Raw genomic sequence first — 23,494 nt, forward strand, 5'->3', positions numbered from 1 at the left:
GCGCGCAGATGGGCACGATTTCCTTCAACGCCGTTTCCAAGGTCTATGGCGGACCGGCCGGGGTGCGGGCGCTCGACAATGTCGATTTCCAGATCGGCGAGGGCGAGTTCGTCGCCCTGCTCGGTCCCTCCGGCTGCGGAAAATCCACGCTGCTGAACCTTCTGGCGGGGTTCGAGCCGCTGAGCGACGGGGTGCTGACCTTCGACGGGCAGGCGATCAGCCGGCCGGGCCCCGATCGCGGCGTGGTGTTCCAGGAGGCGGCTCTGCTGCCCTGGCTCAGCGTCTGGGAGAATGTCGTGTTCGGGCCGAAGGTGCAGGGCCGCAGCGCCGCGGAATACGAGGACAAGGCCCGCGACATCCTGAAGATCGTCGGGCTGGAGAATTTTCACCAGGCGCTGCCGGTGCAGCTCTCGGGCGGGATGCGCCAGCGCGTCGGCATCGCCCGCGTGCTGGTGATGGAGCCGCGCGCGCTGCTGATGGACGAGCCCTTCGGCGCGCTCGACGCGCAGACGCGGCTCTCCATGCAGCAATTGCTGCTGGAGGTGTGGCAGCGGCTGAAGACCACCGTGCTGTTCGTGACGCATGACATCGACGAGGCGATCCTGCTCGCCGACCGGGTCTGCGTGATGACCGCGCGGCCGGGCCGGATCACCCGCGACATTCCGATCACCCTGCCGCGGCCACGGTCGCTCGACGACCTCACCACCTCCGATTTCACGCGGTTCAAGGCCATGATCATGGCCGAGATGCGCGCCGGCCATCACTGACGAGGCTGATCCCATGGCCAACCCCCGGATACCCTACCGCCTCTCCTCGCAGCGGCCGGAACTGCCGGCGCTGCGCGGCAAGCGGATCTTCGTGCATCTCGTCGTCAATGTGGAGCATTGGCAGTTCGACCAGCCGATGCCGCGCACCATCATCACGCCGCCGCATGGCCGCGAGACGGTGCCGGACGTGCCGAATTTCTCCTGGGCGGATTACGGCATGCGTGCCGGGCTGCCGCGCATCCTCAAGCTGTTCTACGAGCGCGGGCTGCCGGCCTCGGCCAGCTTCAACGCCGGGGTGATCGACGCCTATCCCGCCGCCGCCGAAGCGATGCTGGAAGCGGGCTGGGAGTTCATCGGCCATGGCATCCACCAGAAGGCGATCAACCATGCGGAGGGCGGCGAGGAGGCCGTCATCCAGGGCGCGCTGGACAAGATCGCCGCCTTCACCGGCAGCCGGCCGCGCGGCTGGCTCTCGCCCGGCCTGCGCGAGACGGTCGACACGCCGGACCTGCTGAAGCGCAACGGCATCGACTATGTCTGCGACTGGGTGGTGGATGATCTGCCGAGCTGGATGGCGACGCGCCACGGGCCGATGGTCGCGATGCCCTATAATCTCGAGATCAACGATTCGATCATCTATGCGGTGGAGCGTCACGCTACCGGCGAGATGGCGAAGCGACTGGCGCATACGCTGCGGCTGTTCGAGGACGAGGTCAGCGAGAACCCGCGCGTACTGGCGATCGGGCTGCATCCGCATCTGATCTCGGTGCCGCATCGCTTCCACGAACTCGTCCAGATGATCGAGATGCTGCACGCCAGCAGCGAGGTGATCTTCGTGACCGGCAGCGAGATCTGCGACTGGTACATCCAGGCGGAACCGCTGCGCGGCGCCTGAAGCGACCGAGGAAATCGAGATGGACCTGAAACTGAGCGGGCGCCGCGTGCTGATCACCGGCGGCTCGAAGGGCATCGGCGAGGCCTGCGCCCGGATCTTCCTCGCCGAGGGCTGTTCGGTGGTGCTGGTGGCGCGGGACGCGACCCGTCTCGCCGCTTGCGCCTCCGGGCTCGGCGCCGGCAACCGCGTCGCCACCTGCGCGGCCGATCTCTCCGACGGGGCGGAGCGCGAACGGGTCGCCGCCAGCTTCCCGGACATCGACATCCTGATCAACAATGCCGGGGCGATCCCGGGCGGCGGATTGCTCGATCTCTCGATGGAGACGTGGGAAGAGGCCTGGGCGCTCAAGGTGATGGGCTATATCCACCTGACCAAGCTCTATCTCGCCGGGATGAAGGAACGGCAGGCCGGCTGCATCGTCAACATCATCGGCGCCGCCGGCCGCAGCCCGCGCTACGACTATGTCTGCGGCGGCACCGGCAATGCCGCGCTGATGGCCTTCACCGGGGCGGTCGGCGGCAAATCGGCGGATTGGGGCGTGCGGGTGATGGGCATCAACCCCTCGCAGACCCGCACCGACCGCATCGTCTCGCTCAGCAGGATGCGGGCGAAGGCCGCCTTCGGCGACGAGACGCGCTGGGAGGAGATGCTGGCCAACCTGCCGCTGGACCGGCTGATCGAGCCCGAGGAGATTGCCAATGCGGCCGCCTTCCTCGCCTCCCCGGCCTGCGGCTATGTCAGCGGCACCGTGCTCGACATCGATGGCGGCGGCGCGTTTCGCGGCTGATCCGCTCCGCCCGATGGCTGCCGGGCGCCCCGTCAGCGCGACGAGCGGGACGCCGCATGACCTTCAATCTCCGGGCTGCGCGCCGTCATAGCCGCCGATGATCACCAGGTCGGTCTTGCCGGCCTGGGCGAGATGCTTCACCGCCTCCTGATACTCCGCCGATTCGTAGCAGGCGCGCGCGGTGGCCTCGTCCTTGAACTCGATCACCACATTATGCTTGCGGCCTTCGCCGCGGGCGAGCTTGTAGTCGCCGCCGCGCACCAGGAATTTCCCGCCGTATTTGGCGAAGGCGATGGCGTTGAGCGAGCGATAGGCGTCATAGGCCGCCTGGTTCTCGACATCGACGCGCGCGATCCAGTAACCCTTGGCCATGGTCACATGCCCTCCACGACGACGATGTCGATCTCGCCGGCGCCCTCGCGCAGCTTGCGCGCCTCGGCATATTCCGGGGAATTCGCATAGGCCTTGGCCGCGTCGAAATCCTTGAACTCGATCACCACGTTGCGGGCGCGGCCCTCGCCCTCGGCCACCGTCATCTGGCCGCCGCGCACGATCGGCGTGCCGCCATAGATCTTCATGGCTTCGCCGGCTTTCGCGGCATAGGCGGCCCATTGCGTCGCATTGGTCACCTTGGCGCGGGCGATCACATATCCCTTGGGCATGGTCGTTTCCTGATTCCGATGGGACAGCGAGCTTAGGAGGCGGCGGCGATCTCGTCCATGATCGCGGCGGCCGCGCCACGCGGGTCCGGGGCGCGGATGATGGGACGCCCGACCACGAGATGGTCGACGCCGGCCCGGATCGCCTCGCCCGGCGTCAGCGTGCGCTTCTGGTCGCCGACATCGGCGCCGGCCGGCCGTATGCCGGGGGTGACGATCACCATGTCGGCGCCGACGACATCCCGCACGATCTCGGTTTCGGCCGCGGAGCAGACGATGCCGTCGATGCCGGTGGTGCGGGCCTGCTCGGCCCGCAGGCGCACGAGATCGCGGATCGCCAGGCCATAGCCGGCATCCCTGAGGTCGCCATCGTCATAGGAGGTCAAGGCGGTGACCGCGAGCAGCTTCAAATCGCTGTCGGCTCGGCCCTCGACCGCGCCGCGCATGGTCTGGGGATAGGCGTGCACGGTCAGGAAGGTGACACCGAGCTTGGTGAGCGAATCCACGCCCTCGGTGACGGTGTTGCCGATATCGTGCAGCTTGAGATCGAGGAAGACCTTCTTGCCCTCGGCGACCAGCTGGCGCGACAGGTCGAGCCCGCCGGCGAAGGCCAGGCGATAGCCGATCTTGTAGAAGCTCGCCCCGTCCCCCAGCGTCGAGACGATGCGATAGGCGTCCCAGATGGTGGGGACGTCGAGCGCGACGATCATCCTGTCGCGCATGTCGTTGATCTTGCGGGTCATCGGCATCCCTCCGGCGGCTGCCGCGATGGGCCATGATTCGAGAAGGGATGCAAGACGGGTCGCAGGAACGGGCGCTCGACCGGCGCGAGCGCGGCTTCAGGTCCCGCCGCCCTGCCCCAGCACCTGCTGGAAGACCTGCGCCCAGACATCGCCGGTCTGCGCGCCCGAGACGGCGAGCTTGCCGTCGATGATGAAGAAGGGCACGCCGGTGACGCCGACCTTCTGGGCATGGGCTTCCAGCCCGATGATGGTCTCGCGCAATTCCTCGTTGTCGAGCTCGTCGCGAGCGGATTGCTCGTCGAAACCCTGCTCCACGGCGATCGCGACCAGGGTTTCGAGATCGCCGATGTCGCGGCCCTCCTGGAAATAGGCACGGAACAGCGCCGCGGTCATCTCGCTGCCCTGCTGCACGGTGGAGGCGGCGGCGACCAGCATATGGGCGCGGCGGGTGTTCACGCTCTTGGTCACCCTGCCCCAGTTGAAGGTGACCCCGCTCTCCAGCGCCGCCTCCGAGAGGCGCAGCTCGATCTCCTTGCGTTTCCCGGGGCCGAATTTGGCGTCGAGATAGGCCGTCCGGTCCATGCCTTCCTCGGGCATGTCCGGATTGAGCTCATAGGGCAGCCAGGTGATGGCGACGCGGTCGGTCAGGCCATGGGCGCGCAGCGCCGCCTCGAGCCTCGCCTTGCCGATGAAGCACCAGGGGCAGACGATGTCGGAGACGATGGCGATCGGGAGTTTGTCCTGCATGATGGGCTTTCGTTCTGCTGGTGCCGCGCTGCGTGTTCGAGGGGCCGGAGCCCGACCTTGCTATCGGAAGCGTCCCGGTCGGGACGTCCTCCGTCACCGGGGCGTCTCGCCGCCGGGGGGCGGATAGGCATGGCTGACGCCTAGCCTGTCCTCGACGGCCGCCTCGGCACCGGGCATCTCGCAGCCGGACAGGTAGGAGGGCCCGACGGGCACCTTGCCGGCGCCGCCGGGGATATCGAGGATATAGGTGGGCTGGCACAGCCCCGAAAGATGGCCGCGCAGGCTTTTGACCAGCGCCTGCCCCTCGTCCAGCGACAGCCGGAAATGGCCGGTGCCGGGGGCGAGATCCGGGTGATGCAGGTAATAGGGCTTGACCCGGTTCTCGACGAAGGCCCGCATCAGCGCCGCGAGCGTGTCGGGATCGGCATTGACGCCCTTGAGCAAAACGCTCTGGCTGATCAGCACATGGCCGGCATCGGCCAGCCGCGCCAGCGCCAGGCGGGCCTCGCCGGTGAACTCGCGCGGGTGGTTGGCGTGGATGGCGATATAGCTCGCCTTGCCCGGCACGCGCAGCGCCCGGGCGAATTCCGCCGTGATCCGCTCGGGCTGGACCATCGGGACGCGGCTGTGCCAGCGCGCCACCTTGATATGCGCGATGGCGGCGAGCCGCGCCGTGACCGCGCGGATGCGCCGTGGCGACAGGATCAGCGGGTCGCCGCCGGTCATGATCACCTCCCAGATCTCGGGATGCGCCGCGAGATAGGCCAGCGCCGCCTCGAGCCTGTCGCCGGTCAGCGCATCGCCGCCCGGCCCGACCATCTCGCGGCGGAAGCAGAAGCGGCAATAGACCGGGCAGGCATGGACGAGCTTCAGCAGGGCACGGTCGGGGTAGCGATGCACCACGCCCTCGACCGGGGAATGCGCCGCGTCGCCGATCGGGTCGGCACGTTCCTGCGGCGCGGCCTCCAGTTCGCGGGCGGTCGGGACGAATTGGCGCGCGATCGGGTCGGCCGGATCGGCAGGGTCGATCAGCCCGGCCATGGCCGGCGTCACGGCGACGGCGTAACGCGCGGCGACGGCGTCGAGCGCCGCGCGCCCGGCCGGATCGGCCAGGCCCCGGGCGATCAGGGCGTCGATGCTGCGTAGCGGGGTATGAGCGGTCATGGCGGTTCCCTGCCCGGTTCCGCCACCGGCGTCCAGAGCACATCGTCGATGCGGCGCGCGCCGGTGCAGAGCATCACCAGGCGGTCGAAGCCGAGAGCGATGCCGCAGGCCTGCGGCATCAGCGCCAGCGCCGCCAGGAAATCCTCGTCGATCGGATAGCGCTCGCCATAGATCCGGGCCTTCTCGTCCATATCGGCCTCGAAGCGGCGGCGCTGCTCGGCCGGGTCGGTCAATTCGCCGAAGGCATTGGCCAGTTCGACGCCGCAAGCATAGAGTTCGAAGCGCTCGGCGACACGCGGATCCCCCGGCTTCGGCCGCGCCAAGGCGGCTTCCGAGATCGGATACTCCATCAGGATCGTGGCGCGGTCCTGTCCGAGATGCGGCTCGATCCGCTCCGACAGGATGCGGCTGAAAATATCGGACCAGCTGTCATCGGCGGCGACGCGGATGCCGGCCTGCACCGCATCCGCCGCCAGCCCGTCGCGATCGACATCGTGATCGGCCGTCACCGTGCGCAGGAGATCGATGCCGGCATGGCGGAGGAAGGCCTCCTGCAGAGTGAGGCGCTCGGGCTGCGCAAACGGATCGACGCTGCGGCCGCGCCATGTCAGACGCGACGCGCCGGCAGCCTCTGCCGCCTCGGCGAGAAGGGCCGCGCAATCCTGCATCAGCGCCGTATAGCTCTCGCCCGCCCGGTACCATTCGAGCATGGTGAATTCCGGATGATGCAGCGCCGTGCGCTCGCGATTGCGGAAGACGCGGGCGAATTCGAAGAGCCGCGGCTCGCCCGCCGCCAAGAGCTTCTTGGCCGCGAATTCCGGCGAGGTGTGGAGATAATAGGGGTGGGAAAGCCCTGCATCGTCGATCAGGCTGGTGGCGAAACCGTGCAGATGCGTCTCGTTGCCCGGCGAGACCTGCAGGATCGCCGCCTCGACCTCGATGAAATCGCGCGCCTCGAACCAGTGCCGCAGCGCCCTCCTGATCCGGTTGCGGGCCAGCAGCGCCGGCCGCCGGTCGGCGTGGATATCCGGCCGCCAGAAGGGCGGTCTCCGTTCGGCCATGTCGCGTCCTTCAGCCGGCGCACTCCCGGGCAGCGCCGCGCGCAAGATGAAGGGGAAGCGCCGCAGGGTCCAGCGGGCGATGATCGGAGAGCGCGCTCCGGGCGCTCGATGCAGGGCCCGCGCGCGAAACGCTTCCGTTTTCGGCCCCGATGCGGTAGTGGCGCGGCAATGAATTCGATCGCGCGGATGCCGCGCAGCAGCAAGGAAGACATCGCCGTGGTCAAGGTCATCGCCTCCTCCGTCCGAAAGGGCAATGTGCTCGAGCTCGACGGGCATCTCTGCTCGGTCCTCTCCGCCGAAAGCTTCTTCCCCGGAAAGGGCACGCCGACGACGCAGATCGACATGCGCCGCATCTCCGACGGCGTGAAGATGACCCAGCGCTACAAGACGACGGAGCAGGTCGAGCGCGCCTATGTCGAGGATCGCGACTTCACCTATCTCTACCAGGATGGCGAGCAATACGTGTTCATGAACCCCGAGACCTTCGACCAGATCAATGTCGATGGCGACGTGGTCGGCGACATGGCGCCCTATCTCCAGGAAGGCATGAAGGTTTCGCTCTCGGTGTTCGAGGACAAGGCCGTCGCGATCGAGCTGCCGCAGCGGGTGACCGTCGAGGTCGCCGAGACCGAGCCCGTGACCAAGGGCCAGACCGCCTCCTCCTCCTACAAGCCCGCCATCCTGGTCAACGGCGTGCGCACCGCCGTGCCGCCGCATATCGGCCCCGGCGTCCGCATCGTGGTGATGACCGCCGACGGCTCCTATGTCGAGCGCGCCAAGGACTGAGGACGTCCCTGCTGCAATCGGCGCGGGAGCGCCTATATCGGCAACGCAAGCGGGCCCGACCGGGCCCGTTTTCCGTTGAGGGAACTCGCACAATGCCCATCTCAGCCCGCTCCGCCGCACTCGCCGGCTTCGTCCAGACGCTCAAGGCGCTCGACGCCATTCTCGACAAGACGGTCGAACAGGCCGCTTCCCGCAAGATCCAGCCCGAGGTGTTGCTGGACGCCCGGCTCGCGCCCGACATGCTGCCCTTCACCCGGCAGATCCAGCTCGCCTGCGATTTCGCCAAGAACGCCGCCGCGCGGCTGTCCGGCGGCGAGAACCCCCGCCATGCGGATGAGGAGACGAGCTTCGACGAGCTGAAGGCGCGCATCGCCAAGGTGCTGGCCTTCATCGGCGCGGTGGACGATGCGAGCTTCGAGGCGGGGCTGACCCGCGACGTCACCTTCCCGCGCGGCCCCAGCGCCACGGTGACGATGCGGGGAGAGAAATATCTGACGCTGTTCGCCGTGCCGAACTTCTATTTCCACGCAACGACCGCCTATGCGATCCTGCGCGAGAACGGCATCCAGATCGGCAAGCAGGATTTTCTGCTGGGCGTGCTCGATAGCTGAACGGCGGCCCTTGTAAGCGCCGCGCGGCCCCCCATATCAGGGTCACGGCGATGTCGAGGGCGTTCCACTGTCCTCCACCGTCGAGAAGACGGCCTTGGCCGAACTGTGACGCCGGATGTACGCGCACCGTTCAGGGCCTTGGCCGTTGGTTCTTCCGAGGCCCGTAGCGATCACTCGCTGCGGGTCTTTTCGTATTCGGACTTCGCCGGCCGGCGATCACAGGGCCAGCGATCACATGGCGGCTTCTGCCCTCAGCCGGCCAGGAACTGGTTGTTCAGCCGCTCCTCGCCCAGCGTGCCGGCGGGGCCATGGCCGGGCAGGAACTGGACATCGTCGCCGAGCGGCAGGAGCTTCGTCCTGATACCGGCGATCAGCTGGTCATGGCTGCCATAGGGAAAATCGGTGCGGCCGACGGATCCGGCGAACAGCGTGTCGCCGGCCAGCAGAAAGCGCAGATCCTTCTGGAAGAAGGTGACATGGCCGGGGGTGTGGCCGGGCACGTGCTGCACGGAAAACCGGATATCCCCGATCGCGACCTCGTCGCCTTCGGCGAGCCAGCGCGTCGGCGTGACCGGGCGCATGCCTCTGATGTCGAAGCGCATCCCCGAGGCCGGCAGGTCGTCGAGAAGGAACCGGTCGGCCTCGTGCGGGCCGATGATCGGCAGGCCGAGGGTCTCGGCCAGCTCGGACGCTCCCCCCGCATGATCGAAATGGCCATGGGTGAGCCAGATCGCGGCTCCCGTGACGCCGATCTCTTTCAGCGCACCCATGATCAGCGGGAGATCCCCGCCGGGGTCGACGATCGCCGCCTGCATCGTGCGCGTGCACCAGACGATGGAGCAGTTCTGCTGGAAGGGCGTCACCGGCACGACGGCGATGCCGAGCGGCGGCTTTGTCTGGTCGGACATCGGTTTATTCCCTCGGGGTCAGCGCCTGCAGCGATTGGCGACGAGGCCGCGAAATTCCGCGAGCTCCGCATCCATCTGCGCCACGTTGCGCTCGCGCTCGGCGCCGCTCTGGCAGCTGGCGAAGACCGAGCGGGCCTGTTGCAGGAAGCCGACATGCTCGCGCCACAGCCGGCATTGCGTCGGCTGATCGGCCGTGCCGCCGTCGCGCAGCAGGCGGAGCTGGCGGTTCATGCCAGCCTCGTTCTGCAGCAGGTCGCGCGAGCAGGTGACCGGCCGCGCCTGGCCAGCGGCGGGGCCGGCGGCCAGCAGCAGGCCGAGCAGCATCAGCGAGACATGCTTCATCCGAGGTTCAGCTCCTTGAAGAAATCATTGCCCTTGTCGTCGATGACGATGAAGGCCGGGAAATCGACGACCTCGATGCGCCAGACGGCTTCCATGCCGAGCTCCGGATACTCCAGCACCTCGACCTTCCTGATGCAATCCTGCGCCAGCCTCGCAGCCGGCCCGCCGATCGAGCCGAGATAGAAGCCGCCATGGCGGGCGCAGGCATCGCGCACCGCCGAGGAGCGGTTGCCCTTGGCGAGCATGATCATCGAGCCGCCGAAGGACTGGAACTGATCGACGAAGGAATCCATCCGCCCGGCCGTGGTCGGTCCGAAGGAGCCCGACGCCATGCCGTCCGGGGTCTTGGCCGGGCCGGCGTAATAGACCGGATGGTTCTTGAAATAATCGGGCATCCCCTGCCCCGCTTCCAGCCGCTCACGGATCTTGGCATGGGCCGCGTCGCGGGCGACGATGATGGTGCCGGTCAGCGACAGCCGCGTCTTCACCGGATATTGCGAGAGGGTCGCGAGAACCTCGCTCATCGGCCGGTTGAGGTCGATCTCGACCACAGCCCCGCCGAGCGACGCGTCCTCGACCTCCGGCAGATAGGTCGCCGGATTGGTCTCCAGCGCCTCGAGATAGATGCCGTCGCGCGTGATCTTGCCCTTGGCCTGGCGGTCGGCCGAGCAGGAGACGCCGAGGCCGATCGGCAGCGAGGCGCCATGGCGCGGCAGGCGGATGACGCGCACGTCATGGCAGAAATACTTGCCGCCGAATTGCGCGCCGACGCCCAGCGCCTGCGTCATTTTGTGGACCTCCGCCTCCATCTCGAGATCGCGGAAGGCATGGCCGCTTTCCGAGCCCTGCGTCGGCAGCGCGTCGAGATAGCGGGTCGAGGCGAGCTTCACCGTCTTCAGATTCTGCTCGGCCGAGGTGCCGCCGATGACGATGGCGAGATGGTAGGGCGGGCAGGCGGCGGTGCCGAGCGTCAGGATCTTCTCCTTCAGGAACGCCATCATGCGCTCCCTGCTGAGCAGCGAGGGCGTCGCCTGGAACAGGAAGGTCTTGTTGGCCGAGCCGCCTCCCTTGGCGACGAACAGGAATTTATAGGCGTCCTCGCCCTCGGCATAGATGTCGATCTGCGCCGGCAGGTTGGTGGCGGTGTTCTTCTCCTCGAACATCGAGAGCGGCGCCACCTGGGAATAGCGCAGATTGCGCTTGTAATAGGCATCGGCGACGCCCTGGCCGAGCGCGGCCTCGTCATCGCCTTGCGTCCAGACCTTGCGGCCCTTCTTGCCCATGATGATGGCGGTGCCGGTGTCCTGGCACATCGGCAGCACGCCGCCGGCGGCGATATTGGCGTTCTTCAACAGGTCATAGGCGACGAATTTGTCGTTCGAGGTCGCCTCGGGGTCGTCGAGGATTTTCGCCAGCTGCGCGAGATGGCCCGGGCGCAGCAGATGGTTGATGTCGATGAAGGCCTGTTCGCTGAGGCGGCGGATCGCCTCGCGCGAGACGCTCAGCACCTCCTGGTCGCCGAGCATCGTGACCGAGACGCCCTCCGTCCCGAGCTTGCGGTAAGGCGTCGTGTCCTCGCCGAGCGGGAAGAGTTCGACATGCTGATAGGCCATGGAAGTCAGGCTCCGGAGCAGAAAGCGCGCCTGTCCCGCACGAGGCGGACGGCGCCGTCGCGGGCGTCATAGCCGCTCGTGGAGCCGCATCCAAGCCCAGGCTGGAAAGGTTCCAGCCGAGGCGTCAGGCGGCCTTGGCGGCGGATTCGGCGAGGATGGCGTAGATCGCCTCGGGGTCGCGCGTATGGCGCACCTGATCGAGCACGGACTGGTTGCGCAGCACGCGCGCGACACGAGCCAGCGCCTTGAGGTGATCGGCGCCGGCCCCCTCGGGCGCGATCAGCACGAAGATGATGTCGACCGGCTGGCCGTCGAGCGCCTCGAACTCGATCGGCTTCTCCGCCCGCGCGAACAGCCCGACCAACCGATCGATGCCGAGCATGCGCCCATGGGGAATGGCGATGCCGTCGCCGATGCCGGTGGAACCCAGCCGCTCGCGCTGCAGCAGCGCCTCGAAGAGCTCGCGCTCCGGCAGACCCGTCAGGAGCGCGGCATGCTGGGCCAGCTCGTGCAGCGCCTGCTTCTTGCTGTTGGCCCGCAGCGGCGAGATGACCGCGGCCGGCGTCAGGAGATCGATCAGCGTCATGCGCCAGTCCATGCATGTCCCGTGCCGGCCGGAAGCGTCCGGCACGAGTCAACCGTGGTGACCGGGCAATAGCGGCGCCCGTCTTACGAAAGCGACGCCGGCGGATCGATCCAGCCGATATTCCCGTCGCGCCGGCGGTATACGATGTTCACCCGCCCATGGCCAGCGTGACGGAAAACGATCACCGGCGCGCCCGTCAGGTCGAGCTCCGCGACAGCGTCGCTGACGGTCAGATTATGCAGGGATTTGGTGGATTCGGCCACGATAACCGGGTTGTCGCCCTCGCCCGTCGCCTCGATCTCCTCGATATCGTCATCCGGAGCGGCAATGACATAGCTGGGGATTTCGATGCCCGGCTCGCGGCCATTGGCGGCGGAACGGTCCTTCAGCCGGCGCTTGTAGCGCCTGAGGCGCTTCTCGATGCGCTCGGCCATCTTGTCCAGGCTGGCATAGGCGTCATGGGCGGTGCCGGATGCTTCCAGGGTGATTCCCGAGGAGAGATGCAGCACACCATCGGTCTTGAACGCCGTTCCGTCCTTCCCGACCGTGACGTGGCCCTGATAGCCGCCTTCGTAATATTTGCTCAGGGCGGCTGCGACGCGGGCTTCGGCCTGGCCCCGCAGGGCCTCGCCGACATCGAGGTTCTTGCCGGAAATCCGCAAGCTCATGGAGTGTGACCCCTCATTTGCCATGGCCAGTGAACGGCCATGTATCGGAGCTAAGAACTGGTCCCCCGCCCTGTCAATGACGCTGCCGACATTCCTTCGGGCGGCCGCCCGGCGCAGCGCGGCAGGCCGATTGCCCCAAGGTCATCGGGCCCTCGTTCGGACACATTGCGGTTCGATGCTGGGCGGTCGCGCGGCGGATGGAGGAGCGCTTCAGCCTCGGCCCATGGCCATCGCCACCTTCTCCCGGCGCCGCTCCATCGATGAGGGAATGCGCAGGGATTCCCGATATTTGGCGACGGTGCGGCGCGCGATCTCGATGCCGCTCGATTTCAGCCGGGCGACGATCGCGTCGTCGGAGAGCACCTCGCTCGGTGCCTCCTCGTCGATCATCTGCTTGATGCGGAAGCGCACCGCCTCGGCCGAATGGGCCTCGCCATAGCCGGTGGCGGCGATGGCGGCCGAAAAGAAATATTTCATCTCGAAGACGCCGCGCGCGCAGGTCAGGTATTTGTTCGACGTCACCCGCGAGACCGTGGATTCATGCATGCCGATCGCGTCGGCCACGGTCTTCAGGTTGAGCGGGCGCAGATGCTCGACGCCATGGGCGAAGAAACCGTCCTGCTGGCGCACGATCTCGCTGGCGACCTTCAGGATGGTGCGGGCCCGCTGCTCCAGCGAGCGCGTCAGCCAATTCGCCGTCTGCAGGCATTCCGCGATGAAGGCCTTGTCCTCGTCGTTGCGCGCCGCGCGCGACACCCGCGCATGATAGGTCTGGTTGACCAGCACGCGCGGCAGGGTGTCGGGGTTGAGATCGACGAGCCAGGATCCGTCAGGCGCGGCGCGGATGAAGACGTCCGGCACCACCGTCTCCGCCATGGCGCCGCCGAAGCCGCGGCCGGGCTTGGGATCGAGCCGCCGGATCTCGGCGACCATATCGGCGATATCCTCGTCATCGACGCCGCAGATCCGCTTCAACCCGGCGAAATCCCGCTTGGCGACGAGGTGGAGATTGGCGACCAGCGCCTGCATGGCCGGGTCGAAGCGGTCGCGGTCGCGCAGCTGGATCGACAGGCATTCGCGGACGTCGCGGGCCGCGACGCCCGAGGGATCGAAGCCCTGGATGACGCGCAGCACCTGCTCGACCCTGTCCAGCCCGATGCCGAGCCTCTCCGCGATGTCGGTGATGGGTTCGGAGAGGTAGCCGGCATCGTCGACCGCATCGATCAGGTGCCGGCCGATGATGCGGTCGACCGGCTCCGTCACCGCTAGGTCGAGCTGCTGGCTGAGATGTTCGTGAAGGGAGGTCTCGGCGGTGAGCCCGCTCTCGAACCCGTCGGGTCCGTCCTCGAAGGAGCCGCCGGCGCCGCCATAGGAGCCGCCGACGATCGGCAGGCTGTCGGCGCCTCGCGTATCGAGCCGCGCCACGCTCGGCTGCTCGCCCTGAAAGACATTGTCGAGCCCGGTGCCGAGCCGGTTCTCCATCCCCTCTTGCGTGTTCAGGCTCTCGGCCCGCGCATAGCTCTCGGGATCGGCCGCGAGCGGGCCGTCGCCGGCGCCGTTGAGCTGGAGCGGGCCGTCCGAGGCGTCGTCGCGCTCCAGCAGCGGATTGCGCTCCAGCTCGGTCTCGACAAAGCTTTGCAGCTCCAGATGCGACAACTGCAGGAGCTTGATCGCCTGCAGCAGCTGCGGCGTCATCACCAGGGACTGGCCCTGGCGCAGCTCCATGCGCGGCATCATCGCCATTGCGCTCTCGACTCCCTTCGCGCAAGCGTGCCGGTTCGGCACAGTTCTTGCCTTCGAAGCGAAGCCTAACCCTGCTGGAGCCCCCCGTCAAAGGGGAGAGGCGCCCGTCTGGCCGCGAAGTTAATGCAGTGCAGCAATGGGCCGCGGATCCGCCGCGGCCGGCTGCTCAGAGCCGGAAATCCTCGCCGAGATAGACCCGGCGCACATCGGCATTGGCGATGATCTCGGCCGGCGAGCCCTCGGTCAGCACCCGTCCGGAATGGATGATGTAGGCGCGGTCGACCAGGCCCAGCGTCTCGCGGACATTGTGGTCGGTGATCAGCACGCCGATGCCGCGATCCGTCAGCTGCCGGACCAGGGCCTGGATGTCGCCGACGGCGATCGGATCGATGCCCGCGAAAGGCTCGTCGAGCAGGATGAAGGAGGGTTTGCCGGCGAGAGCGCGGGCGATTTCGCAGCGCCGCCGCTCGCCGCCCGACAGGGCGATGGACGGCGCCTTGCGCAGGCGGGAAATGTTGAACTCGTCGAGCAGCGTGTCGAGCTGCCGCTCGCGCGCCTTGCGGTTGGGCTCGACCACCTCGAGCACCGAGCGGATATTGTCCTCGACCGAGAGGCCGCGAAAGATCGAGGCCTCCTGCGGGAGGTAGCCGATGCCGAGCCGCGCCCGCTGGTACATGGGCAGGCCGGTGATGTCGTTGCCTTCCAGCGAGATCACGCCGAGATCGGCCGCGACCAGCCCGGTGATCATGTAGAAGATCGTCGTCTTGCCCGCGCCATTGGGGCCGAGCAGCCCCACCGCCTCGCCCTGCCGGACATTCAGGCTCGCTTCGGACACCACCGTCCGGCCGCCATAGCTCTTGCGCAGCCCGCTGACGGCGAGCACGCCCGGCCCGCCAATGGCGGCGGCGGTGGCGTCGTCGCTGCGGCTGCGGGCCGTGCTGAACCAGCCGAACAGGCCGCTGCGGCGGGAAGACGGGGCGGCGGGCTCACGCGGGGGCGCGGTCATCGCGGGGGTCGGATCGGCCAGAGACACTGCGAGCGCTTCGATCAGTTGGTCGGGGCGGCAGGACGGGCGGGCGTCCCCGCGGCGGGCTTGTTGGCGTCGCCGGAATTCGGGACGAAAAAGCCCTGGACGCGGCCCTTGTTGTTCTCGACATTGGCGACGCCAGTGACCGTATTATAGACCAGCCGCTCGCCGCGCGTGATGTTGGGACCGTCGTTCAGGGCGACGTTGCCGGTCATGATCACGACGTTGTTGGCCCGGTCGAACACCGCATTGTCGGAGGTGGCGGCCTGCGTCTTCGAGACGATGGTGACGGGGCCGGCGCATTCGATGCGCTTGATGCTGCTGTCGTTGCCCTGCCCCGGCTGAGCGCCCGGCTGCGGCGCGGGCGCCGCGGCGCGCGCCGTGGCGGCGCCGCCACCCTGGCCGCCGCGGCCCTCGTAGAACACCGTCATCTTCGAGCAGCGCACCGTCGTCTCGCCCTGGACGGCGACGACATTGCCGCTGAACACGGCCTTGTTCTCCTTGTCGAGCACGTCGAGCTTGTCGGCGTCGATCTTGATCGGCTCCTTGCTGTCGCCGCCGAGCCCGCCGAGCGCATCGCCGCTGCCGCCGCGCGGCTTGCGGGCCGCCGGCGCCGCCTGGGCGAGCTTGGTGACGCCCGGTGCCGGCTGCTGGGCCTGCGCCTGCGGCATCGCCAAAGCGATGGCAGCCGCCGAGACGCCGAGCCAGGCCAGGCGACGGGCCGAGCGCGAGAGCGAGATGACGAGGGGCGGGATCACGTGACGCATCCTATAATCTGGGACCCGCGGGGTCGCTGCGCGAGTCGGCCGCCTTATCCTGCGGGACAACGGGACGTGGCGCCAGCAGTTCCGGAGCCGGGGTGCTGCCTTCGCGCTCGGGCCCCGCGATCGTCCGCGCCGGCGCATTGGGGATATAGGCGCGCACCCGCCCCTGGAAGACGATGAGGGCGCCGTTTTCGGTGACGTTCAGCGAATCGGCATCGATCGTCGTCGTGCCGAGGCTGACCTTGACGGGTTCCTTGGACTGAACTGTGCCGCCCTTGAAGTCGACATCGGCCGTCTTCATCGAGGCGACATAGCCGGTCTGCGTCTTCACCTCGACGGAATCGACCAGACGCAGCTTCTCCTTCTGCGTGTCGAACAGCCCGGTCTTGGCCGAGACCGTGACCTCGCCCTCCCGCTCCACCTGCAGCCGCGCGCGCAGCGCGACGAGTTCGACCTGGGTCGGGTTGCGGATGTCCTGCAGGGCGTTCTCGGCCGTCACCTCATAGGGGCGATTATCCTTGCGATAGCCCGAGAGCCGCGGCGTCTCCATCCTGACCTTGCCGTTGGAGATGCCGACGGCGTCGATCGAGACATTGGCGAGGCGCTGCATCGGGCTGAGGAAGGGCGTGACGATCAGCACGGCCACGGCGGCGACGGCCGTGATCGGGATCGCCTTGCGCAGGACGCGCACGAGCAGCGTGTGCCGCCGGGCCGCCCGGAAGGCCTTCTGCCGTCGCCCATCGCGCGCGCTCGGCGCGGTCCAGTCATTTGCCGTCATCGCCACAGTCATGTCCCGCGCAATGCCAGTCGCAGACGGCTTTTTCATGTCGGGCGTCGCTGCGAACACCCTGCGCCTTCGGCTGATGTGCAGACTGACGCAAGACAGTTCGAAATTTGTCAAGTGTGGGCGAAGATGTCCGTCTCGGCCCAGCCCGCGAGATCGAGTTCCGAGCGGAAGGGCAGGAAGGCGAAACAGGCTTTTGCCAGATGCGTCCGGCCTTCCCGCGCCAGCATCGATTCCAGCCGGGCATGCAGCGCGTGGAGATGCAGCACATCCGAGGCGGCGTAGGCGAGCTGCGCCTCGCTCAAGGTCTCGGCGCCCCAATCCGAGGATTGCTGCTGCTTGGAAAGATCGATCCCGAGCAGCTCGCGCACCAGATCCTTCAGCCCGTGGCGATCGGTATAGGTCCGGGTCAGCTTCGAGGCGATCTTGGTGCAGTAGACCGGGCCGGTGACGACGCCGAAAGCGTGTTTCAGCACGGCGACGTCGAACCGCGCGAAATGGAAGAGCTTGAGCACGGCCGGATCGGCCAGGAGACGGATCAGCCGCTCGGGGCGCGGCCCGTCCTTGAGGATCTGCACGATATCGGCCGAGCCGTCGCCGCGGGAGAGCTGGACGACGCAGAGCCGGTCGCGATGCGGGTTGAGCCCCAGCGTCTCGGTGTCGATCGCGATGCTGGCGCCCGCATCGAATCCGTCGGGCAGGTCGCCGCGGTGGAATCGGATGGTCATGTCTCGGCCCTCGCCTCAATGGCGCAAGCGCCTCTCCCGCAGCTAGCGGGCCGCTTTCACGCATTCAAGCACTTTCTGCCGCGCGGGCCGCCGCGCCGCCGTTAACCTTTCATTGACCATGTTCTTCAACGGCCGGCACGGATATGGGACAAGCGACCATGACCCTGTTCCGCCTCCTCACCGATGTCGACGGCCGCATCGGACTCAACGCCTTCTGGCTGGGCAATGTGCTGGTCGTGCTCGGCGTGCTCGCCCTGCAGCAGGTCGGGGCCGCGATCGGCGGGCTGGAGGGGGACCGGCTCGGCGCCTTCGCCGGCGCCTTTGCCCTGTTTCCCTGGGCCGCGCTCGCCGCCAAGCGCGCGGCGGATCGCGGGCGTCCGCGGCTCTACGGCATCGTCCTGGTCAGCGCGATCGTGCTGCTCGACCTGGCGGAGACGGTGGTGGCGCCGGATCGGCGGCAAATGCTGGGGGCGGCCTCGTCGCTGCTCTGGCTGGTGGCGCTGGTCGATCTCGGCCTGCTGCCGGGCAGCCGCCGCCAGGAAGCGGTTGCAGAGCCGCCGCCCGATGCTAAACGGGCGGGATGACCGACACAGCCGCTCCTCCCCTCGCCTTCGACCCGCTCGATCCCGTAGCGCTGACACAGGCGCTGGTGCGCTGCCCCTCGGTGACGCCGGAGGAAGGCGGGGCGCTCGATCTGCTGGCGCGGGTGCTGGGCGCGCATGGCTACCGGGTCGAGCGTCCGATCTTCACCGAGGCCGATACGCCGCCGGTCGAGAATCTCTATGCGCGGATCGGGACGCAGGCGCCGGTCTTCGTGATCGCCGGCCATAGCGACGTCGTGCCGGTCGGCGATGCCGCTTCCTGGACGCGGGACCCGTTCGGCGGCGAGATCGTCGACGGCGCGCTGTTCGGCCGCGGCGCCTGCGACATGAAGGGCGGGCTCGCCGCGATGATCGCCGGCGCGCTGCGCTACCGCCGCGACAATCCCGATGCGCCGGGCTCGATCGCCTTTCTGGTCACCGGCGACGAGGAAGGGCCGGCGGTGAACGGCACGGTGAAGCTGCTGGATTGGGCGCATCGCCGTGGCGAACGCTTCGACCATTGCCTGCTGGGCGAGCCGACCAATCCGGCGACGATGAGCGACATGATCAAGATCGGGCGGCGCGGCTCGCTGACCGGCGAATTGCTGGTCAAGGGCAAGCAGGGCCATGTCGGCTATCCGCATCTGGCGGACAACCCGATCCGGGGCATGGTGCGCCTGCTGGCCGCGCTCGATGCGACCCCGCTGGACAGCGGCACGGCCTATTTCGATCCGAGCAATCTCGAAGTGACGACCGTCGATGTCGGCAATGCCGCCAGCAACGTCGTCCCGGCCCAGGCGCGGGCCGTCTTCAACATCCGCTTCAACGACATCTGGACGCCGGAGACGCTCGCGGCCGAGCTGGAGCGCCGCCTGCGCGAGGCCGCCGGCAATACGGTGCGCTACGAGCTGATTTGCCGGGCCACCAACGCCGTGGCCTTCCTCACCGAGCCCGGGCCCTTCGTGGCGATGGTGGCCGATGCGGTGGAGGCCGAAACCGGGACGCGTCCCGTGCTCTCGACCACCGGCGGCACCTCCGATGCCCGCTTCATCAAGAGCTACTGCCCCGTGGTGGAATATGGTGTCGTGGGGCAGACCATGCATCAGATCGACGAGCGGGTCGCGGTCGCGGACCTCATCGCGCTGCAGCGCATCACCGAGCGGCTGCTCGGCCGGTATTTCACTGAGGCGGGCTGATACCCCGGCGACCGGCCTCGGCGCCGCTGCCCGCGATCGCTCAGAGCCCGGTGAGGGGACGAAGCTTGACGCCGTAATAGAGCGACTTGCCCTTGCTGGTGAAGGTTTCGCCCGCCTCGGCGTTGAAGCCGGCATTGACGAGCTGCCGTCCCGCCTCGGCCTTGACGCCGGCCGATGCGCCGGCCTTCAGCGTGACGGTGAGATCCACCGTCGCCTGCAGCACCTGCTCGACCTGCCAGGCATTGCCCGTGCTGATGTTGTCGCGGACCAGCGACCGGCATTTCGAGCGCAGCAGGCCGCGGATCTCGGCCAGCTCGTCGGGCGCATAGGCCAGGATCTTCGTATCGGCGATCGTCGCGACGACGCTGCCGGCGGCACTGGCGGAGAGGTTGACATTGAAGAGCTTCTGCAAGGCCGGGATATCGAGCGACACGCTGCCGCCTTTCGGGCTGCTGATGCCCTGCCGTTCGGTCTCGCTGCTGCTCGGCGGGTTCGGGTAGAGCGCGACGGAATAGCGATCGGTGCAGAGATAGCCGAGCTGCACCTCTGCCAGGCGCCTGTCAGCGGGATCGTATCGGACGAGATGCACCAGGCTGCCCGGCCCGTACAGGGTGTTCGGCGGGATGTTGCGGCTGAAGCCATAGGAGGCGACGACATCCGTCAGGGTCTTGTCGCTGGACTGGCACCCGGCGAGCCCCAGGCCGAGTATGATGCAACAGCCGATCCGCGCGATCTGCAAACCCATGACCTATCCCCCCTGAGGCAATGAGTCATGGTTGCATTTCCTAAACGTCATTGCAACCTGAAGGTGAATTATTCAGTAGTCCACCCCGGCGAGGTAGAGGCCGCAGGGTGGTGCCAGCGCCGCGCATTGCGAGCGGTCCCTGGCGGCCAGGACCTTGCCGATCTTGTTCTCCGGCCAGCGTCCCATGCCGACCATCTTAAGGCAGCCGACGATCGAGCGGACCTGATGGTGCAGGAAGGACCGCGCATGGACATAGACCACGATCTCCGCGCCCTCGCGCGCCACGTCGCAGCGGTCGAGCGTGCGCAAAGGGCTGTTCGCCTGGCATTCCGCCGCACGGAAGGTGGTGAAGTCGTGATGGCCGAGCAGCGCCTTGGCGGCGCGGTCCATCGCCTCGTGGTCGAGCTTCACCGGCACGTGCCAGACACGGTCCCGCTCGAGCGTTGGCTGGGCCCGCCGGTCGAGGATGCGGTAGATGTAATAGCGCCGGCGCGCGGAGATGCGGGCGTCGAACGCGTCGGTGACCGCATGGGCGCTGATCACCGCGACCGGCAGGGCCTTGAGCCTGGCATTGGTCGCGTCGCGTACGACGTCGGTGCGCCAGTCCTTGTCGAGATCGACATGGACGACCTGATGCGTGGCATGCACCCCGGCATCGGTGCGCCCGGCGCAATGCAGCCGCACCGGGTGACCGCAAAAGGCCTCGATCGATTCCTCGACGCTCTGCTGCACCGAGGGACCGTTGATCTGGCGCTGCCATCCGGAGAAGGGCGTGCCGTCATATTCGATGACGAGCTTGAAGCGCGGCATCAGAGCCTGGAGCCGGGGCTGAGCCGGGACCCGCGCAGGAATTCGCCGCCGCTCATCGGGCTTCGGCCGGCGCGCTGGACCTGGAGCAGCTTCACCGCGCCTTCGAGGCAGGCGACGCTGCCTTCGCCGTCGAGCAGGGTGCCCGGTTCGGCGGCCCCCCCGGCGAGGGCCGTGCGCAGGATCTTCAGCCGCTCCGGCCCCTTGCCGAGATCGATCTCGGCGAAGGCGCCGGGAAAGGGCGACAGCCCGCGCACGAGGTCATGGACCTGCTTCGCCGGCCGCGCCCAGTTCACCTTGCATTCGGCATTGCCGATCTTGGCGGCGTAGGTGACGCCCTCCTCCGGCTGCGGCGTGAAGCGCAGGGCGCCGCGCCCCAGCGCCGCGAGCGCCCGCACCATCAGATCCGCTCCGAGCGGGGCCAGCCGGTCATGCAGCTCGCCCGCAGTCATGTCGGGCCCGATCGCCAGTCTCTCGACCATGCCGACCGGGCCGGTATCGAGGCCGGCCTCCATCTTCATGACGCAGACGCCGCTCTCGCCATCGCCCGCCATCACCGCCCGCTGGATCGGCGCGGCGCCGCGCCAGCGCGGCAGCAGCGAGGCATGAAGATTCAGGCAGCCGAGCTCGGGCAGATCGAGGATCGCCTGGGGCAGGATCATGCCATAGGCGACGACCACCGCGACATCGGCATCATGCGCCGCGAAGGCCGCGGCGGCATCGGGCGATCGCAGCGAGGCGGGCGTCAGCACCGGAATGCCGAAGCGCTCGGCCGCGCTCTGCACCGGGGAGGGCCTGAGGTCGAGGCCGCGGCCGGCCTGGGCCGGGGCGCGGGTGTAGCAGGCCACGACCTCGTGCCCCTGGCCGATGATCTCGGTCAGCGTCGGCACCGCGAAATCCGGCGTGCCCATGAAGACGACGCGCAGGCTCATGCGCAGCGTCCGGCCGAATGGCGTCGCGGCGCGCTCACGCGGCGCTCTCGCGTCTGGCCTGCTTGGCGAACCGCTTGGTCACGCGCTCGCGCTTCAGCCGCGAGAGGTAATCGATAAAGAGGACGCCGTTGAGATGATCGATCTCATGCTGCAGGCAGGTGGCGAGCAGGCCCTCGGCCTCGATCTCGGCGGTCTTCCCGTCGAGGGTGAGGTAGCGCACCTTGACCGAAGCCGGGCGCTCGACCTCCTCGTAATATTCCGGGATCGACAGGCAGCCCTCCTCATGGACGTTCAGCGCCTCGGAGGACCAGACGACCTCCGGATTGATGAAGACCATCGGCGATTTCTCCTCCTCGGCCTTGGCGAGGTCGATGGTGACGACCCGGCGGGGAACGCCGATCTGGATGGCCGCCAGCCCGATGCCGGGGGCATCATACATCGTCTGCAGCATGTCGTCGGCCAGCGCCCGGATCTCGGGCGTGACCGAATCCACGGGAGAGGAGACCTGGCGCAGCACGGCGTCGGGCAGGATGACGAGGGGGCGAATGGCCATGGGGGCTCTGCAGGATGCTGGATTGATGGCGGGACATAAGCATTTGTGGGCAGCGGGTCAAACCGTTCCGCTTTCGTTCGATTCCCCGGCGCGAATCGGCTAGCGTGGGGCGATGAACGAGATCGCCTTCACCCTGCTCGACCGCCCGTTCAGCTTCGCCGAGGCCGCGCTCGCCTTCGCCGGGCTGAGCCTGCTGCTGCTGCTGACCACCACCGTCGCGATCTGGCGAGGCGCGTCGCGGCGCGCCCTGACCGAGGCGCTGGCCGTCGAGCGGGCCCGCGAGATGGACGACAAGGTGGCGGAGATGAACCGGGCGCAGGCGGAGCTGGCCGGGCGGCTGCAATCCATGGCGGAGATCCTGTCGACGCGGCAGGGGGATCTCGCGCGGCTGGTGGCGGAGCGCATGGACGGGCTGAGCCACAAGGTCGGCCAGGGGCTGGAGCAGAACGTCCGGCAGACCACGGAGAGCCTGGGAAGGCTTCAGGAGCGCCTCGCCGTGATCGACAGCGCCCAGAAGAACCTGACCGACCTGACCTCGGAAGTGGTGACGCTGAAGGACGTGCTGTCGAACAAGCAGGCGCGCGGTGCCTATGGCCAGGGCCGGATGGAGGCGATCATCCGCGACGGGCTGCCCGCCGCCTTCTTCCTGTTCCAGCCGCAATTGTCGAACGGCAAGCGGCCGGATTGCCTGGTGACGCTGCCGGGAGACGGGCGCGGCCTGGTGATCGACGCGAAATTCCCGCTGGAGAGCTTCACCCTCCTGCGCGAGGCGCGCAGCGAGGAGCTGCGCAAGGCGGCGATGACGCGGGTGCGCAACGATGTCGGCGTCCATGTGAAGGACATCGCCGAGCGCTATTTCCTGCCGGGCGAGACGCAGGACCTCGCCCTGCTCTTCGTCCCCTCGGAATCGATCTATGCCGATCTGCACGAGCATTTCGACGATGTGATCCAGAAGGCGCATCGCGCCCGGATCATGATCGTCTCGCCCTCGCTGCTCGCTCTGGCGATCCAGCTGATGCAGTCGCTGGTGCGCGACGCGCGGATGCGCGAGGAGGCGCAGGTCATCCAGTCCGAGGTCGGCAAGCTGCTCGCCGATGTCCGCCGGCTGAGCGATCGCGCCGAAAAACTGGAGACGCATTTCCGCCAGGCGCAGGAGGATGTCTCGGGCATCCGCACCTCCGCCGGCAAGGTGATGAGCCGCGGCGAGCGGATCGGCGCGCTCGATTTCGAGGACGCCAAATCCGAGCCGGCCCTGCCCTTCGAGAAGGGGCTGGCGCTGAAGAAGGCGGCCGAGTGA

Annotated in this window: 28 protein-coding genes; 8 read left to right on the plus strand and 20 right to left on the minus strand. The window is 67.9% G+C overall.

From position 1 onward, the window contains the following. Positions 1-8: 8 nt before the first annotated feature. Genes ASG72_RS02170 through ASG72_RS02180 form a run of 3 tightly spaced genes read left to right on the plus strand, consistent with a single transcriptional unit; the run spans position 9 to position 2,449 of the window. Complete coding sequence (locus tag ASG72_RS02170) at positions 9-767, plus strand: ABC transporter ATP-binding protein (RefSeq protein WP_056708310.1); 759 nt, start codon at positions 9-11, stop codon at positions 765-767. A 13-nt stretch (positions 768-780) separates the two neighbouring features. After that, entirely contained in the window at positions 781-1,662 is an 882-nt protein-coding gene (locus tag ASG72_RS02175; protein WP_056708313.1) for a polysaccharide deacetylase family protein, read from the plus strand. A gap of 19 nt (positions 1,663-1,681) precedes the next feature. After that, on the plus strand, positions 1,682-2,449 hold the full coding sequence (locus ASG72_RS02180; protein ID WP_056708315.1) for a short-chain dehydrogenase/reductase: 768 nt from the start codon (positions 1,682-1,684) through the stop codon (positions 2,447-2,449). Positions 2,450-2,512: 63 nt separating this feature from the next. On the opposite strand, the gene ASG72_RS02185 is transcribed toward ASG72_RS02180, so the two are convergent. The 6 genes from ASG72_RS02185 to epmA form a co-directional block, all read right to left on the minus strand. Beyond that, positions 2,513-2,821, minus strand: coding sequence for a DUF1330 domain-containing protein (locus tag ASG72_RS02185; protein WP_056708318.1), 309 nt, complete (start codon positions 2,819-2,821; stop codon positions 2,513-2,515). A gap of 2 nt (positions 2,822-2,823) precedes the next feature. Further along, entirely contained in the window at positions 2,824-3,111 is a 288-nt protein-coding gene (locus ASG72_RS02190) for a DUF1330 domain-containing protein (RefSeq protein WP_056708321.1), read from the minus strand. A 32-nt stretch (positions 3,112-3,143) separates the two neighbouring features. Then, positions 3,144-3,851 (minus strand): orotidine-5'-phosphate decarboxylase, encoded by a 708-nt coding sequence (pyrF, locus tag ASG72_RS02195; protein ID WP_056709890.1) that lies wholly within the window; start codon positions 3,849-3,851, stop codon positions 3,144-3,146. A gap of 96 nt (positions 3,852-3,947) precedes the next feature. Then, on the minus strand, positions 3,948-4,598 hold the full coding sequence (locus ASG72_RS02200; protein WP_056708324.1) for a DsbA family oxidoreductase: 651 nt from the start codon (positions 4,596-4,598) through the stop codon (positions 3,948-3,950). Between the two features lie 93 nt (positions 4,599-4,691). After that, positions 4,692-5,762 carry a lysine-2,3-aminomutase-like protein gene (locus ASG72_RS02205; RefSeq protein ID WP_056708328.1) on the minus strand — a complete coding sequence of 357 codons (1,071 nt, stop codon included), beginning with the start codon at positions 5,760-5,762 and terminating at the stop codon, positions 4,692-4,694. Beyond that, the gene (epmA, locus tag ASG72_RS02210; protein WP_056708331.1) at positions 5,759-6,823 is read right to left on the minus strand and encodes an EF-P lysine aminoacylase EpmA; all 1,065 of its coding nucleotides are present in this window, start codon (positions 6,821-6,823) and stop codon (positions 5,759-5,761) included. Before epmA ends, ASG72_RS02205 begins: the two co-directional genes overlap by 4 nt. 186 nt (positions 6,824-7,009) lie before the next feature. Here epmA and efp point away from each other — a divergent pair, with 186 nt between their 5' ends. Beyond that, positions 7,010-7,609, plus strand: a complete 600-nt coding sequence (gene efp / locus ASG72_RS02215; protein ID WP_056709892.1) for an elongation factor P — start codon at positions 7,010-7,012, stop codon at positions 7,607-7,609. A gap of 92 nt (positions 7,610-7,701) precedes the next feature. Continuing rightward, on the plus strand, positions 7,702-8,220 hold the full coding sequence (locus ASG72_RS02220) for a DUF1993 domain-containing protein (protein ID WP_082540008.1): 519 nt from the start codon (positions 7,702-7,704) through the stop codon (positions 8,218-8,220). A gap of 251 nt (positions 8,221-8,471) precedes the next feature. On the opposite strand, the gene ASG72_RS02225 is transcribed toward ASG72_RS02220, so the two are convergent. The 10 genes from ASG72_RS02225 to ASG72_RS02270 form a co-directional block, all read right to left on the minus strand. Beyond that, a complete protein-coding gene (locus tag ASG72_RS02225) occupies positions 8,472-9,128 on the minus strand; it encodes an MBL fold metallo-hydrolase (RefSeq protein WP_056708333.1) in 657 nt (218 codons plus the stop codon). 18 nt (positions 9,129-9,146) lie between these two features. Next, a complete protein-coding gene (locus tag ASG72_RS02230) occupies positions 9,147-9,470 on the minus strand; it encodes a hypothetical protein (protein ID WP_056708336.1) in 324 nt (107 codons plus the stop codon). Further along, a complete protein-coding gene (locus ASG72_RS02235) occupies positions 9,467-11,083 on the minus strand; it encodes a fumarate hydratase (RefSeq protein ID WP_056708341.1) in 1,617 nt (538 codons plus the stop codon). The genes ASG72_RS02230 and ASG72_RS02235 overlap by 4 nt, the downstream gene beginning before the upstream one ends. 124 nt (positions 11,084-11,207) lie before the next feature. After that, positions 11,208-11,669, minus strand: coding sequence for a PTS IIA-like nitrogen regulatory protein PtsN (ptsN, locus tag ASG72_RS02240; protein ID WP_056709895.1), 462 nt, complete (start codon positions 11,667-11,669; stop codon positions 11,208-11,210). An 83-nt stretch (positions 11,670-11,752) separates the two neighbouring features. Then, a complete protein-coding gene (gene raiA, locus ASG72_RS02245; protein WP_056708343.1) occupies positions 11,753-12,337 on the minus strand; it encodes a ribosome-associated translation inhibitor RaiA in 585 nt (194 codons plus the stop codon). Positions 12,338-12,547: 210 nt separating this feature from the next. Next, positions 12,548-14,080 (minus strand): RNA polymerase factor sigma-54, encoded by a 1,533-nt coding sequence (rpoN, locus tag ASG72_RS02250; protein ID WP_056708347.1) that lies wholly within the window; start codon positions 14,078-14,080, stop codon positions 12,548-12,550. A gap of 166 nt (positions 14,081-14,246) precedes the next feature. Next, the gene (gene lptB / locus ASG72_RS02255) at positions 14,247-15,086 is read right to left on the minus strand and encodes an LPS export ABC transporter ATP-binding protein (RefSeq protein ID WP_056708351.1); all 840 of its coding nucleotides are present in this window, start codon (positions 15,084-15,086) and stop codon (positions 14,247-14,249) included. Between the two features lie 41 nt (positions 15,087-15,127). Continuing rightward, positions 15,128-15,865: an LptA/OstA family protein gene (locus ASG72_RS02260; RefSeq protein ID WP_244488664.1), complete on the minus strand. Its 738-nt coding sequence runs from the start codon at positions 15,863-15,865 to the stop codon at positions 15,128-15,130. A gap of 10 nt (positions 15,866-15,875) precedes the next feature. Beyond that, a complete protein-coding gene (gene lptC, locus ASG72_RS02265) occupies positions 15,876-16,649 on the minus strand; it encodes an LPS export ABC transporter periplasmic protein LptC (protein WP_056708357.1) in 774 nt (257 codons plus the stop codon). Between the two features lie 119 nt (positions 16,650-16,768). Then, on the minus strand, positions 16,769-17,383 hold the full coding sequence (locus ASG72_RS02270; protein ID WP_056708360.1) for a ribonuclease D: 615 nt from the start codon (positions 17,381-17,383) through the stop codon (positions 16,769-16,771). Positions 17,384-17,541: 158 nt separating this feature from the next. On the opposite strand from ASG72_RS02270, the gene ASG72_RS02275 reads away from it, so the two are divergent. Together ASG72_RS02275 and dapE are read left to right on the plus strand one after the other, a co-directional pair. Next, positions 17,542-17,967 (plus strand): DUF805 domain-containing protein, encoded by a 426-nt coding sequence (locus ASG72_RS02275; protein WP_156395754.1) that lies wholly within the window; start codon positions 17,542-17,544, stop codon positions 17,965-17,967. Then, positions 17,964-19,160, plus strand: coding sequence for a succinyl-diaminopimelate desuccinylase (gene dapE / locus ASG72_RS02280; protein ID WP_056708366.1), 1,197 nt, complete (start codon positions 17,964-17,966; stop codon positions 19,158-19,160). The genes ASG72_RS02275 and dapE overlap by 4 nt, the downstream gene beginning before the upstream one ends. Positions 19,161-19,200: 40 nt before the next feature. Here the strand turns inward: dapE and ASG72_RS02285 are convergent, their stop codons facing one another. The 4 genes from ASG72_RS02285 to ASG72_RS02300 form a co-directional block, all read right to left on the minus strand. Beyond that, positions 19,201-19,905 carry a hypothetical protein gene (locus tag ASG72_RS02285; protein WP_056708368.1) on the minus strand — a complete coding sequence of 235 codons (705 nt, stop codon included), beginning with the start codon at positions 19,903-19,905 and terminating at the stop codon, positions 19,201-19,203. A gap of 72 nt (positions 19,906-19,977) precedes the next feature. Further along, positions 19,978-20,715, minus strand: a complete 738-nt coding sequence (truA, locus tag ASG72_RS02290) for a tRNA pseudouridine(38-40) synthase TruA (protein ID WP_056708371.1) — start codon at positions 20,713-20,715, stop codon at positions 19,978-19,980. Further along, on the minus strand, positions 20,715-21,644 hold the full coding sequence (gene fmt / locus ASG72_RS02295; protein WP_056708374.1) for a methionyl-tRNA formyltransferase: 930 nt from the start codon (positions 21,642-21,644) through the stop codon (positions 20,715-20,717). Before fmt ends, truA begins: the two co-directional genes overlap by 1 nt. 34 nt (positions 21,645-21,678) lie before the next feature. Next, positions 21,679-22,197 carry a peptide deformylase gene (locus ASG72_RS02300; RefSeq protein WP_056708377.1) on the minus strand — a complete coding sequence of 173 codons (519 nt, stop codon included), beginning with the start codon at positions 22,195-22,197 and terminating at the stop codon, positions 21,679-21,681. Between the two features lie 112 nt (positions 22,198-22,309). Here ASG72_RS02300 and rmuC point away from each other — a divergent pair, with 112 nt between their 5' ends. Further along, a complete protein-coding gene (gene rmuC / locus ASG72_RS02305) occupies positions 22,310-23,494 on the plus strand; it encodes a DNA recombination protein RmuC (RefSeq protein ID WP_056708378.1) in 1,185 nt (394 codons plus the stop codon).

It is taken from the genome of Allobosea sp. Leaf344, from assembly GCF_001426225.1.
Lineage (GTDB): Bacteria > Pseudomonadota > Alphaproteobacteria > Rhizobiales > Beijerinckiaceae > Allobosea.